We start from the raw sequence: 12,947 nt of genomic DNA, 5'->3' as shown, positions 1-12,947 counted from the left end.
GGCAAGCGGTCTTCTCTCGAATAAGGGCGAGGAATCAATGACGATGTTCGCGGGTAACCCCGGCATCGTATTGCGCGACGATCTGTTTCCACCCGGCGGCGGACAGGGCGGTGTCGGTCAGTTTCGGTGGCGCTTGCAGACCCGCATCACGATTGAGCCAGATATCCGGTGCAGCCTTGTCATCGGCGGTTACGCGCATCAGAAACGAACCGGCGACGGCGGGTGTCTGGCTATGGCCGAAGTAGGCGCTGTCCGCGAGTATTTGCCAGGCATGGCCGCCACGGCTGATCGCGCTGACGTCCTGAGCAAACGGGGCGAAACCTTCATCGGCCAGGCCTTGTGGGGACGGCAGGGTTTTCTGTTCTTCGCGCAGCAACTGGATTTCGTCCAGCGTCACGCGCAGATCGGCATAAATGCCCTGCTCGGCGGCGCTGAGGTCGCGCCGGGCATCGAACTGATGGCTGGCAACGGGCTCCGGTTCGTGGGAAACCCTGCGCCATGCCACCACGGAACCTGCTATCGCGAGGATCAGCAGGCACAGCAGCAAGACGTTGAGGGTTTCATGGCCGGCTCCAGCCGGGCGCACAACTTGGGTGGTTGGCGTACTCATGGTGCCTCGATGTCCGCTTGGTCGATTTCCACGACGTGCCCCGGACCGGCATCGAACAGTACGTAGAACTCGGTGCCGGGTTTCTTGAAGGTCAGGGTCGAGTCGCTACCGAGTTTGCCCGGCACCAGAATCGTCTCGTCGTAGCCGATCACGTCGAGGGTTACCCCCGGCGCGCCGCTGCCGTCGGAGAAACCGCCGGTGCATTTGATCTGCTCGGCATCAATGGCTTTGCACTCGCACATCGGGTTGTGCGCCAGGGCGCCGGCGCTGAAGCCGGCGCACAGTACCAGCAGCGCGGCCCTCAGTCGCAGACGGGAAGGGCGTTGAGCGGGGCTCATGGGTTGGCTCCTTGTTTGTTCAGCCAGGCAATGGTGGCGGGGGAGGCCTGGCTCAGGGGAATCGAGGCCTGATGCATGCTGCCGTCCCAGCCCTCCAGGGTGATCCACAGTTCGGCGTCAGCTTTGGTTTTTTCCGGGATCGGCAGTTGTGTGCCCATTCGGTAAGGCGTACCGAAGAAGATCACGCCGGCTGCACGCAGGCTGCGCGGCTTGCCGATGCGCAGATAGGTGGCCTTGACCTGTTCGATACAGGTCTCGCAGAGGGCCGCGCTAAAACTCTTCATATAGCCGGCCGGCCCCGTGAGGATGGGGGCTTCATTGCGAAGTTCGGCCAATCGCAGGCTCCAGGGCCCGACCTGGATATCACCGATCTCGTGCTGACCCAGGCCACTGTCGCCGCGAAACAATGAGGCATCGGCGAAGTATTTGGGCATGAAGCCCAGGGGGATCAACAACAGCAGAACATTGATGTGAAACCGCCACTTGTGCCAGAAGCGAGACAGTCGGGATGGCCGCTTGATCAAGGTTGACTTGCTCACAGGCTGGCCTGCGAAGGTTCACGGCTCATGGCCGCTTGCGCCTTGATGCGGGTTTTCTTGTCCTCGCGCTTCAGCGCGTTGGCGGTCGCCAGCGCGGTACGCTTGGTCCAGATCAGCAGGCCACTGAGCACCATCATGCTCAGCAGCAGGCCGAAGAAAAACCAGATCAGCTTGATCCAGATTCCGCCGAAGTCACCGGTGTGCAGCGGGCGCATGGATTCGGTTACGAACTCCAGCGAGGAGCGATCGGACAGTAACCGTAAAGCGGCCAGGTCACCGTTGTACGGGTTGAGCGTCGCGGTCTGGAACATCAATGGATACCAGCCGCGACCGCCGACGCTCATGTGGCTGTAGGCGTTACCCGGCAGGCTGACAAAACTGGCTTGCAGCCCCGGAATCTTCTGTTGAGCGATCTCGATGGCGTGATCCAGGCTGATATGTGGCGGCGGCGTGCCTGTTGCTGAAACGGGTACGCTTTCTCGGGACATGGCCGGGATGATCGGTTCGCTGGAGATGGAAATCTGGTTATCAAACAGAATCGCCCGGATCAGGAACCAGATGCCGGTAATGGAAATGACCGCAATGAACCAGATCGACCAGATGCCGCACAGTCGATGGAAGTCGCCCCAGAAGATGCGTGCTCCGTGGCGCACACGCAGGGTCGGACGCAGAAAACCTTTCCAGAAGCGCTTGTAGACCACCAGTCCGGTCATCAACGAGACCAGCATGGGCACGCCCAGAAACGACACCAGATACCACCCCCAACTGAAACCGTTGGTGAATGGCACCAGCCACCAGCCATGCAGGGCGCGGGTGAAAGCCTTGAAGTCGAAGGCGGGCGCAGTGCCCTGAATGACGCCGGTGTACGGGTTGACGTAGACCGTCAGTGAGCGCCCGTCGGGGTAGCTGACTTCGACATCAAGGGCAAAGTGTGATTCGTCCGGACGGCTGATGCTTTGCACCAGTGTCTGGGGCTCGGCCTTTTTGATCGCAGCCAGAATCTGGTCGTAGCTGAGCAGCGGGGCATCGTCTGAGGGCTGGCTGGCGCGCATTTGCGGGTTGGCCAGCCAGACAATCTCCTGGCTGACGACCGCCAGCGTGCCGGTGACGCAGACGATCAGGACAAAAAACCAGATGGGCAATGCAAGCCAGCTATGTGCCAGGAACCACAGTTTGGAGCGGGATTTCTTCGACATGATTACGCGTCTTGATTCGGTGAAAGGCCGCGTGACTACGGGCTTCGTAGTTGGCGTCCCTGAAAGGCGCAGTCGTGGCTTTTGCCTACGCGAAAGGCCTGTATCCCTATAAGACGGATGAGCGAAGCAAATCCCGATAAACGATATGAAAGTAAATGTTTCGCAATTCTCCGGATGATCCAGAACTGCTCTTGGGGATCTCGGTAAGTAGCGCTGGCAGGTGAAGCAACCGCGCCAAACAACCCTGTGAGAGCGGGCTTACTCGTGAGGAGGCCAGACCTGCCACGCAAAAATCTAACCCTGACTGAACATCTCCATTGCCCGCTGCCTGATTTGCTCCTCTGTCAGATCCTCCTTGCGTGTGGCCAGAAACCACAAATGCCCATAGGGATCCTTCAACGTGCCGCTGCGATCACCGTAAAACTGGTCCTTGACCTCGGACACCGTCGTCGCCCCGGCGTCCAGCGCCCGTTGAAATGATTTGTCGACATCAGTCACATACAGATGCAAACCGACCGATACCGCTTTGTCGGGGCTGCTCAGTGGCCCTTGATCACACGGCGAGCCGAGCATGATTGCGCTGTCGCCGATACGCAGTTCCGCGTGGCCGATGCCGCCATCGGGCATGGCCAGGCGCATGACTTCGGTGGCACCGAAGGCTTTCTTATAGAAATCGATGGCCTCGGCGGCCTTTTGGATGCCCAGGTATGGGGTAATGCTGTGATACCCCTCCGGGATGGGTTTGACGCTCATGACGTTCTCCCTGATTTTTATTCGAAGAGATGTGGCTCCACCCCACAGGTGGAAAATTCACTATAGAACTGTCCTTGCGGCGAGGATTTTTGCCCGACGAGCAGCACCCCATATCCGTATTAGAGAAAGTGCGGCCCGGGTCCTTGTTCTCCCAGCACATCGCCCTGATTGCGCAGCGGACAAGCCTCCATCGACAGGCAGCCACAACCAATGCAGCCATTGAGTCGGTCGCGCAGCAGCGTCAGTTGGTTGATCCGCTCATCCAGTTCGCGCTGCCACTGCTGCGACAGGATCTTCCAGTCCGCCGCGGTCGGGGCACGATCATCCGGCAGGATTTTCAATGCCTCGCCAATCTCCGCCAGCGTAATGCCCAGGCGCTGTGCAACCTTGATCAGCGCTACCCGCCGTAGCACTGCGCGTGGATAACGCCGCTGATTTCCGCCATTGCGCTGGCTTTTGATCAACCCCTTGGCTTCATAAAAGTGCAGGGCGGTGACTGCAACGCCGCTGCGGGCCGCGACTTCACCCACGCTTAACGGCTTGTGTAGGTTTTCTTTGGTGATCATCTGAAACAGCTCTTGACCTTGACTTAACTAGAGGTTTTACCCTGCGATCCTTCGAGTCGCAAGATTCGTCATACAGATACGAGGGGGCTTTTCATGCAAGCATCAGCGAAAAATCGTAGCTTCACCCAGTTGATCGAATTCGAGATCGAACCTCGGCAGCAAACGGCACTGGTCTTGGCGTTGTCGGTGCAAACCGAGCGTCTGGCCCTGCGCTACGAGGGGTTTGTCAGCGCCAGCGTGCAGGCCAGCGACGATGGCCGGCGGGTGTTGAGTTTTCTGCAATGGCAGAGCCGCGAGGCCGGGGAGGCGGCATTCAGCAGTTTCGAGAATGGTGAGCAGGATTTTTGGCAGTTGATCCGCGCCCATCAAGCGAAAACCGTCACGTTCAATTCGTTCCAGGTGCTGAGCAGCATCGCCCGCAGTCATGACGATGCACTGCACTGCCATCTGGTCGGGTAGATCGAAAACCGGATCAGCCATTTGCGGGGAAATGGTCAAATTCTGATAGCCACTATCGAGAGCGTTGATTTTTGCTCGAGCGCGGCCGGGCGTAGCCTTTGTCCATCGACTCCACACTGCTTGCCAGGACGCTCCCCATGAATCGTTTACTGACCCTTTCGCTGTTGCTCGTGGTTTCCGTGCTTGCCGGATGTGCCACCCATGTCTCCCCGGAACAACGTCCCTACACCCCCGAAGAAACCCGTGAGTTGGCGATGGAGGCCCTCAATCGCAGTGGTTTGTCCTTTGACGAATATCACGCGAAAAAAGCCTTGTTGCTTGGCCAGTCACCCAAAGCATTTGGTTTCGATAAACAAGGCGAAATGAGCGCCGAGCGTGCCGTACAGCTGCATGGCCGCTCAAGCTGAAAGGCAACTGTACTGCTTGAAGTTTTACCTAACTGTCCGTGGGTTTACTGGGCTGCGTGGGATAGGGTCAACATCTGAATGACCTTGATGGATTGCCCACCATGACCCTCTCGCTTGATCTTCTGCTGGGCTTTGCCCTGTTTGCCCTTGTCACCTCGATTACGCCGGGGCCGAACAACACCATGTTGCTGGCATCGGGGGTAAATTTCGGTTTCAACCGTACTATCCCGCACATGCTCGGCATCACCTGCGGCTTCTTTGTTCTGGTGGTGGCGGTGGGTTTTGGTTTGGGCGCGGTATTTCAGAACTATCCGATTCTTTATACGGTGCTGCGCTACGTCGGTGCCGTATATCTGCTGTATCTGGCGTGGAAAATCGCGCGCTCCGGGCCTGTCGGTGACAGCGCGCAAGGCGAAGGCAAGCCGATCAGCTATCTGGGTGCTGCAGCGTTCCAGTGGGTCAATCCCAAGGCGTGGATCATGGCCATCGGTGCCATCAGTACCTACACGCCGATGCAGGGTTATTTCACCAATGTGCTGGTGATCGCCGCCGTGTTCGCCATCATCAATCTACCGAGCGTCGGCGTCTGGGCCGCGTGCGGTACGCTATTGCGCAATGTGCTGAAGGATCCGCGCTGGTTGCGTGTTTTCAACTGGGGAATGGCCACGTTGCTGTTGATTTCGCTGTACCCGTTACTTCTCGAAAGCTTTAGCTGACGCATTGCTTCAATCGCCGGCCCGATGCCTGTTAAGCTCGGCTTCAGGAGCGTTCCTACGCACTTTTAAATGAAGTTGTTCTTCTTTAACGGCATCCGATCAGGTATTGATGACGCTCTCCAACCGACGCGCAGCTCACGAGGCTGCGCTGTGCCGTTTGCAGACACGAGCCTCCTGATCCCGGAACACGCTCTGCGAGTCTTTTATGAACACACGTCCGTTGTATTTCGATTACGCCGCCACCACACCGGTGGACGAGCGTGTCATCCAGGTGATGATCGAATGTCTGGGGTTTCACGGTAACTTCGGCAACCCGGCTTCCAGCTCCCACGCGTTCGGCCAGCAGGCCCGGAAAACGGTCGAGCAGGCTCGCCGGCAAGTCGCCGAACTGGTGGGTGCGCAAGCCGGACAGATCGTCTGGACCTCCGGTGCCACCGAGTCCAATAACCTCGCCCTCAAAGGCGTGGCCCAAGCGCGCGGTGTGCCGGGCGGCCACATCATTACCAGCCAGATCGAACACAAAGCCGTCCTCGATACCGCCCGCCAATTGCAGGACGCCGGCATCGCCGTGACCTATCTTGTGCCGGACACCGACGGCCTGATCACGCCGCAGGCTGTCAGCGAAGCGATGCGCGATGACACCTTTCTGGTGTCACTGATGCTGGTCAACAACGAACTCGGCACGGTCAACGACATCCCCGCCATCGGCGAGGTCGTGCGTGGCCGCCAAGCACTGTTCCATGTCGATGCGGCTCAAGGTGCCGGAAAAGTGGCAATCGATCTGGCGCAGTGGCCGGTCGATCTGATGTCGTTTTCGGCGCACAAGCTATACGGTCCCAAAGGCATCGGCGCCCTGTATGTCGGCCCGCGGGCGCAGCAACGTTTGCAGGCGCAGATCCATGGCGGCGGCCACGAGGGAGGGCTTCGTTCCGGGACTCTGGCGACCCACCAGATTGCCGGTATGGGCGCGGCGTTTGCCTTGGCTGCAGCCTCCTTTGATGAAGAGAAGACGTCCATCGTCGCGCTGCGCGAGCGTCTGCTCGAACCACTGCTGAGCTTGCCGGGCGTCAATCTCAACGGCAGCGCGAGCCACCGTATCCCGCACACCTTGAGCCTGACCTTCGGCGAAGGCGAGTTCAACAGCGCGGCGCTGAGCCATTCGATGGCGTTTTCCGCAACCTCGGCCTGCAACTCGGCAAGCAACGCGCCGTCCCATGTGCTGTTGGCGTTGGGGCATGACGCACGTCTAGCCGAACGCACTATTCGCTTGAGCCTTGGCCGTTTTACAACGGCCGAGGATATCGACAAGGCCGTAGAATTGATCAAAACCGCCTGCGCCAGTGCTCCGGCATTCTGGGCGACAGGTCTTTAACCAGCCGACCTAACGGCTACGAATAATAACGATGAAGTGATTGGCAGGAGACATGATGAGTAACCAGACCTCGACCGAAGGATCGGTGCCCCAGCGCCTTGCGCAGACCCGCGAACTGATGCGCCGCGAAGGCATTCATGCGTTGTTGGTGCCGTCGGCCGACCCGCATTTGTCGGAATATCTGCCGGGTTACTGGCAAGGCCGGCAATGGCTTTCTGGCTTCCACGGCTCGGTCGGGACTTTGATTGTCACCGCAGATTTCGCCGGCGTCTGGGCTGACAGTCGTTACTGGGAGCAGGCGACCAAGGAACTCAAGGGTAGCGGTATCGAACTGGTCAAGTTGCAACCGGGTCAGCCGAGTCCGTTGGACTGGCTGGCCGAGCAGACGCCGCAAGGTAGTGTGGTTGCCGTCGATGGTGCAGTAATGGCTGTGGCTTCGGCGCGCACCTTGAGCTGTAAACTTGAAGCACGCGGCGCTCGACTGCGTACCGATATCGATTTGCTGAAGGAAGTCTGGAGCGATCGGCCGAGTCTGCCGAATGCCCCGATCTATCAGCATCTGCCGCCACAGGCGACTGTCAGCCGTGTCGACAAGCTGGGCAAACTTCGCGAAACCATGCAGGAGCGCGGAGCAGACTGGCATTTCATCGCCACCCTCGACGACATTGCATGGTTGTTTAACCTGCGTGGCGGCGATGTTTCGTTCAACCCGGTGTTTGTTTCCTTCGCGTTGATCAATCAACAGCAAGCCACGCTGTTCGTGGCCTTGAGCAAGGTTGATGCAGATTTGCGCGCAGTGCTCGAAAAAGATGGCGTGACGCTGCGCGATTACAGCGAAGTGGCTGACGCCTTGCGCGCTGTGCCGAATGGCGCCAGCCTGCTGGTGGATCCGGCGCGAGTCACCAGCGGTCTGCTGGATAACCTCGACAGCGGCGTGAAACTGGTCGAAGGCTTGAACCCGACCACGCTGGCCAAATCGCAAAAAAGCGAAGCCGATGCTCAGCACATTCGCAAAGCAATGGAGCAGGATGGCGCAGCGTTGTGCGAATTTTTCGCCTGGCTGGAGTCGGCCTGGGGCCGAGAACGCATCACCGAATTGACCATCGACGAGAAACTCACCGCTGCCCGTGAACGTCGTCCTGATTATGTTTCGCTGAGTTTCAACACCATTGCTGCGTTCAATGCCAATGGCGCGATGCCGCATTATCACGCCACCGAAGAAGAACACGCGGTGATCGAGGGCGATGGTCTGCTGCTGATCGACTCCGGTGGTCAGTACCTGGGCGGCACGACCGATATCACAAGGATGGTGCCGGTCGGTACGCCGACTGAAGAACAGAAACGCGATTGCACGCGCGTTTTGAAAGGCGTGATTGCACTGTCGCGAGCGCAGTTTCCGAAAGGCATTCTGTCGCCGCTGCTTGATGCCATCGCTCGTGCGCCAATCTGGGCTGAGAGCGTGGATTACGGTCATGGTACCGGTCACGGCGTAGGCTATTTCCTAAACGTTCACGAGGGCCCGCAAGTCATTGCCTATCAAGCGGCGCCGGCACCGCAGACGGCGATGCAGCCAGGGATGATCACGTCCATCGAGCCTGGCACTTATCGTCCGGGTCGTTGGGGCGTGCGTATCGAGAACCTGGCGATGAACCGTGAGGCGGGCAGCAGTGAATTCGGCGAATTCCTCAAGTTTGAAACCTTGACGCTGTGCCCGATCGACACTCGGTGCCTGGAGCCTGCGTTGCTGACGCAGGAAGAGAAACAGTGGTTCAACACCTATCATGCCCAAGTGCGTGAGCGTCTGAGCCCGTTGCTCGATGGTGCGGCGCTGGAATGGCTGAACACTCGCACTATCGCTATCTGATCGACCGCAACTCAGGCGCTGATACCAGCGCCTGAGTCACAGCTTCCTCTAGGGTTGGCGCAGCACTTCTTCGACAAAGTCGAGGCGATCCTGGCCAAAGAACATCTGATTGCCAATAAACATGCTCGGCGCGCCGAAAACTCCGCGCTTAACCGCTGTTTCCGTATTTTCCTTAAGAACGGCTTTGACGGTTTCGTCGTTGGTCAGCGCCAGTACTTCTTGTGGATCGAAACCGTGTTCGCTCAACACCGCTGCGACAGTTGCTGGTTCATCCAGGCTGCGGCCTTCTACCCAAAGTGCGCAAAACAGGCAATCAATTAAGGCCTGGAAACGATTTGGCTGACGCAGTTGAACACCTGTCACGGCGCGCATCAGTGTCAGCGTATTGATGGGGAAGTGTGGGTTGAACCTCAGGGCGACACCATAGCGTTTGGCATAGCGATCCAGATCCTGAAACATATAGCGACCTTTTGCCGGAATCATTGCCGGGGAGGCGTTACCGGTGGCTTTGAATACGCCGCCCAGCAGCATAGGGGTGTAGATCAGCTCACTGTTGGTCGCGGCGCATATCTTCGGCAACTGGGTATAGGCGAGGTAAGTGGCAGGGCTGCCGAGGTCAAAATAGAACTCCACGGTTTTGCTCATCATCGCTGAACGCTCTTTATTGTTATGGAGGGGGATTACCAGCGCTCGTTCCAAGGGCGCAGGTCCAGCTCAAACGTCCACGCATCCCGTGGCTGACTGTGCAGATACCAATAGTTTTCGGCAATGTGTTCGGGGTTGAGAATACCGTCCTGATCCTTGGAGGCGTACTTCTCGGGAAAGCTGTTGCGGATGAAATCGGTATCGATGGCGCCATCGACCACTACATGCGCGACGTGAATGTTCATCGGCCCCAATTCACGCGCCATGCTCTGTGCCAGAGCGCGGATACCGTGTTTGGCACCCGCGAACGCGGCGAAACCCGACGCCCCGCGAAGTCCGGCGGTCGCGCCCGTGAAGAGAATGCTGCCACGTTGACGGGTAACCATGCGTTTGGCCACTTCGCGAGCATTGAGGAAACCTGAAAAACAGGCCATTTCCCAGATCTTGAAGTACTTGCGAGCGGTTTCCTCGAGGATGCTGCACGGCACGTTCGCGCCGATGTTGAATACGAAGGCTTCAATCGGACCGACGCGAGTTTCGATGTCTTCGATCAGTGCAATGACGTCTTCCTCCTTGCGCGCGTCGCAGGCGAAGCCGTGGGCTTCGCCACCCTCGGCCCGAATGGCCTCCACCAACGGCTGCAATTTATCGGCGTTGCGCCGCGTGACGCAGGCGATGAGTCCTTCCCTGGCAAAGCGCTTTGCAATCGCGCCGCCCGTCGCATCGCCAGCGCCGACAACCAATACGACCTTCTTGTTATTCATGGGTAGCCCCTTTATTAAACGATCGTTAAGTGAACGAACGTTATGCTAGGATCCAGGCAACGTCAAGGCAGCCAGTTCGAGAGCAAACATATGCGTTACTCCGCCAGTCACAAACTGCAAACCCGGGAAAAACTATTGCAGAGCAGTGCGCTGTCAGCCAAGCGATCCGGGTTTTCCACGGTTGGCGTCGATGGCTTGATGAAAGCCATTGGCTTGAGTGGTGCGGCGTTTTACAGCCACTTCTCGTCCAAGGATGCGTTGTTCTCTGCCATCGTCGAGCGAGAGTTGGGTCAGAGCCTTGAGCGACTGGGCGGGCAGGGCACGCAGGATCGTGAGCGACTGGAACGCTGTCTCAAGCACTATTTGAGTATGGCCCACGTTGAACAGCCAGAATCCGGCTGTGCCTTGCCTGCGTTAGGGGCGGAAATCGCACGTTCGGATATTCAGGTGCGTGAACAGGCAGAGTTGTGGATATGTCAGCTTCAAGAGCGTTGGGCGCAGATACTTGAGAGCGACAGTCTGGCATGGTCGGTCCTGTCGCAGTGTGTGGGGGCGCTGGTGGTGGCGCGTATGCTGGCCACGCCGGACATTCAGCGAGCGGTGCTGAAGTCCAGTCACAACGAGATTGGACGCCAGATCGCTACACGGCCGTGATCTATTTACAGATGACGATCATGCTGCGACTTGTGTAGCCAGCGGGGTTGAGGCCAAACGGATAGTCGCCTGGCTCTTCCACGGCATCCCCCGATTTGGCGATAACCCTGTAGCCTTTCGGAGCGCAGGAAGTAGCTGCGCTGGTATAGCAACGATCCCAAGAGGACGAGAGTCCCGAACAGTTGATGTGCAGTCCTTTCTTGCCGTGCTTTACCGAAGTTTTCGACGTTGCCGCGCAGCCAGTGACTGCGAGTACGGCTACCAGTATCAAAATTCGCTTCATTACTGTCCTTATAGCTAGCAGCCACGAGTCTCTCGCTCGGGTCTGCCTGTATTCGCTCGCACTCTAAGCGTTTCGATATCCCTATCCGAAAAAATCCATATCTGGCACTGAGTTAAGGGGTTAAACATGGCCTAAATGAACGCCAATTGCCAGACCTTCGTCAAATCCTGTTTCAATCTGCCGCAATGACAGGCTTGGCCGCGCTACCCATAGTCATGGTTGCGCCGACGGAAGCCAGGATAATGCACAGGATCGCCAGCCATTGTGACAGTGTGAGGTATTCCTGCAGGAACAGCAGTCCCGACAACGCTCCGAACGCGGGTTCGATGCTCATTAATGTACCGAAGGTGCGTGCAGGCATACGCGTGAGTGCGACCATTTCCAGCGTGTAGGGAAGGGCGGTGGACAGGATGGCAACGCCAATGGCAATCGGGATCAGCGATGGCGTCAGTAGAGCTGCTCCGGCATGCACGATACCTATGGGGGCCACAAACAGGGCTGCGATCATCACGCCTAACGCAGCGGTTGTAACACCGTTGTCGGCACCGGCCTTCTGACCGAACAGGATGTAAAGCGCCCAGCAGACGCCGGCACCTAAAGCATACCCGGCGCCGACCCCATCGATGCCTGCGGTTGTTGCCCCTGTAGGTATCAACAGCAGCAGTCCGGTTGCTGCCAGGCCGATCCATAGAAAATCGATGGCGCGACGGGATGCATATATGGCTACAGCCAGCGGACCGGTGAATTCGAGAGCAACGGCGATTCCCAGCGGAACTGTGCGCAAAGACATATAGAAGAGGAAGTTCATGCCGCCCAATGCCATGCCGTAGACGATCACTGTGCGCAACGACTTGGTGGTTAGCTTCGCTCGCCATGGGCGTAGCAATAACAACATGATCACGCTCGCGAAGAGCAAGCGCAGGGTGGTTGTTCCTTGGGCGCCAACCACCGGAAACATGCTTTTGGCCAGAGAGGCCCCGGACTGGATCGATGCCATGGCTATCAAAAGCAGGCCAACCGGGAACAGCATGGAGGCAAGAGAGCGGGGTTGGTCGTTCATCGTGCGGCATCGTCCAAAGTGAGAGCGGGGGTATTGTTTTAGGTGTTGGGCAATATACTGCGCATTCACTGTCGCTTCGTCTATATATAAGCGGCTCTTTCCGTCAATCTATAGAAAAGCGAAATTAATGGTTGACGGCGAATTCCAGACGTCTATAATTCGCCCCACTTCCGGCGCAGTCGAAACGGAAAACTCCTTGAAATTCAATGAGTTATGAAGTTTTCGGCAGCAAGTTGCTTCAGTTCATCGAAGCCAGAAAGAAGTTGAAAAAGAGGTGTTGACAGCAGCGTGTAACGCTGTAGAATTCGCCTCCCGCTGACGAGAGATCGAAGGCGCAAGTGGTTGAAGTTGTTGAAGAATTCTTCGAAAACTTCTGAAAATAACCACTTGACAGCAAATGAGGCTGCTGTAGAATGCGCGCCTCGGTTGAGATGAAAGATCTTAACCAACCGCTCTTTAACAACTGAATCAAGCAATTCGTGTGGGTGCTTGTGGGGTCAGACTGATAGTCAACAAGATTATCAGCATCACAAGTTACTCCGCGAGAAATCAAAGATGTAACCAACGATTGCTGAGCAAAGTTTAGGGTTTCTTAAAACCCAAAGATGTTTGAACTGAAGAGTTTGATCATGGCTCAGATTGAACGCTGGCGGCAGGCCTAACACATGCAAGTCGAGCGGATGAAAGGAGCTTGCTCCTGGATTCAGCGGCGGACGGGTGA

Annotated in this window: 16 protein-coding genes and 1 rRNA gene; 7 read left to right on the top strand and 10 right to left on the bottom strand. The window is 57.5% G+C overall.

Annotated elements, in window-relative coordinates; all coding sequences use genetic code 11:
* Window positions 1-34: 34 nt before the first annotated feature.
* The 6 genes from AACY18_RS09915 to soxR all read right to left on the bottom strand — a co-directional run bounded on the left by AACY18_RS09915 (window position 35) and on the right by soxR (window position 4,002).
* A complete protein-coding gene (locus tag AACY18_RS09915; protein WP_339464773.1) occupies window positions 35-610 on the bottom strand; it encodes a DUF6162 family protein in 576 nt (191 codons plus the stop codon).
* A complete protein-coding gene (locus tag AACY18_RS09910; RefSeq protein WP_339431252.1) occupies window positions 607-948 on the bottom strand; it encodes a hypothetical protein in 342 nt (113 codons plus the stop codon). Before AACY18_RS09910 ends, AACY18_RS09915 begins: the two co-directional genes overlap by 4 nt.
* Entirely contained in the window at window positions 945-1,487 is a 543-nt protein-coding gene (locus AACY18_RS09905; RefSeq protein ID WP_339431253.1) for a thiamine pyrophosphate-binding protein, read from the bottom strand. Before AACY18_RS09905 ends, AACY18_RS09910 begins: the two co-directional genes overlap by 4 nt.
* On the bottom strand, window positions 1,484-2,683 hold the full coding sequence (locus tag AACY18_RS09900; protein WP_339431254.1) for a PepSY-associated TM helix domain-containing protein: 1,200 nt from the start codon (window positions 2,681-2,683) through the stop codon (window positions 1,484-1,486). Before AACY18_RS09900 ends, AACY18_RS09905 begins: the two co-directional genes overlap by 4 nt.
* 294 nt (window positions 2,684-2,977) lie before the next feature.
* A complete protein-coding gene (locus tag AACY18_RS09895; RefSeq protein ID WP_339431255.1) occupies window positions 2,978-3,436 on the bottom strand; it encodes a VOC family protein in 459 nt (152 codons plus the stop codon).
* Between the two features lie 119 nt (window positions 3,437-3,555).
* Complete coding sequence (gene soxR, locus AACY18_RS09890; RefSeq protein WP_339431256.1) at window positions 3,556-4,002, bottom strand: redox-sensitive transcriptional activator SoxR; 447 nt, start codon at window positions 4,000-4,002, stop codon at window positions 3,556-3,558.
* Between the two features lie 93 nt (window positions 4,003-4,095).
* On the opposite strand from soxR, the gene AACY18_RS09885 reads away from it, so the two are divergent.
* The 5 genes from AACY18_RS09885 to AACY18_RS09865 all read left to right on the top strand — a co-directional run bounded on the left by AACY18_RS09885 (window position 4,096) and on the right by AACY18_RS09865 (window position 8,820).
* The gene (locus AACY18_RS09885; RefSeq protein WP_339431257.1) at window positions 4,096-4,461 is read left to right on the top strand and encodes an antibiotic biosynthesis monooxygenase; all 366 of its coding nucleotides are present in this window, start codon (window positions 4,096-4,098) and stop codon (window positions 4,459-4,461) included.
* Between the two features lie 137 nt (window positions 4,462-4,598).
* A complete protein-coding gene (locus tag AACY18_RS09880) occupies window positions 4,599-4,868 on the top strand; it encodes a hypothetical protein (RefSeq protein WP_339431258.1) in 270 nt (89 codons plus the stop codon).
* A 101-nt stretch (window positions 4,869-4,969) separates the two neighbouring features.
* On the top strand, window positions 4,970-5,584 hold the full coding sequence (locus AACY18_RS09875; protein WP_339431259.1) for a LysE family translocator: 615 nt from the start codon (window positions 4,970-4,972) through the stop codon (window positions 5,582-5,584).
* Window positions 5,585-5,789: 205 nt separating this feature from the next.
* Window positions 5,790-6,956, top strand: coding sequence for an aminotransferase class V-fold PLP-dependent enzyme (locus AACY18_RS09870; protein ID WP_339431260.1), 1,167 nt, complete (start codon window positions 5,790-5,792; stop codon window positions 6,954-6,956).
* Between the two features lie 55 nt (window positions 6,957-7,011).
* Window positions 7,012-8,820 (top strand): aminopeptidase P family protein, encoded by a 1,809-nt coding sequence (locus AACY18_RS09865; protein WP_339464771.1) that lies wholly within the window; start codon window positions 7,012-7,014, stop codon window positions 8,818-8,820.
* 48 nt (window positions 8,821-8,868) lie between these two features.
* On the opposite strand, the gene AACY18_RS09860 is transcribed toward AACY18_RS09865, so the two are convergent.
* Window positions 8,869-9,465, bottom strand: coding sequence for a 2-hydroxychromene-2-carboxylate isomerase (locus tag AACY18_RS09860; RefSeq protein WP_339431276.1), 597 nt, complete (start codon window positions 9,463-9,465; stop codon window positions 8,869-8,871).
* 35 nt (window positions 9,466-9,500) lie between these two features.
* Window positions 9,501-10,229: an SDR family oxidoreductase gene (locus tag AACY18_RS09855; RefSeq protein WP_339464770.1), complete on the bottom strand. Its 729-nt coding sequence runs from the start codon at window positions 10,227-10,229 to the stop codon at window positions 9,501-9,503.
* A gap of 90 nt (window positions 10,230-10,319) precedes the next feature.
* On the opposite strand from AACY18_RS09855, the gene AACY18_RS09850 reads away from it, so the two are divergent.
* On the top strand, window positions 10,320-10,883 hold the full coding sequence (locus AACY18_RS09850; RefSeq protein ID WP_339431263.1) for a TetR/AcrR family transcriptional regulator: 564 nt from the start codon (window positions 10,320-10,322) through the stop codon (window positions 10,881-10,883).
* A 1-nt stretch (window position 10,884) separates the two neighbouring features.
* Here AACY18_RS09850 and AACY18_RS09845 read toward each other — a convergent pair whose 3' ends face one another.
* Together AACY18_RS09845 and rhtA are read right to left on the bottom strand one after the other, a co-directional pair.
* Window positions 10,885-11,166, bottom strand: coding sequence for a hypothetical protein (locus tag AACY18_RS09845; protein WP_339431264.1), 282 nt, complete (start codon window positions 11,164-11,166; stop codon window positions 10,885-10,887).
* Between the two features lie 172 nt (window positions 11,167-11,338).
* Complete coding sequence (gene rhtA / locus AACY18_RS09840) at window positions 11,339-12,226, bottom strand: threonine/homoserine exporter RhtA (RefSeq protein WP_339431265.1); 888 nt, start codon at window positions 12,224-12,226, stop codon at window positions 11,339-11,341.
* Window positions 12,227-12,837: 611 nt separating this feature from the next.
* Here rhtA and AACY18_RS09835 point away from each other — a divergent pair.
* Window positions 12,838-12,947, top strand: a 16S ribosomal RNA gene (locus tag AACY18_RS09835); the annotation flags it as partial.

The sequence above is a fragment of the Pseudomonas sp. EA_65y_Pfl2_P74 genome (assembly GCF_963970575.1).
Lineage (GTDB): Bacteria > Pseudomonadota > Gammaproteobacteria > Pseudomonadales > Pseudomonadaceae > Aquipseudomonas > Aquipseudomonas baetica_A.
The sequence above is the reverse complement of the archived record's forward strand: the minus strand, read 5'-3'. Positions and strand labels throughout refer to the sequence as shown.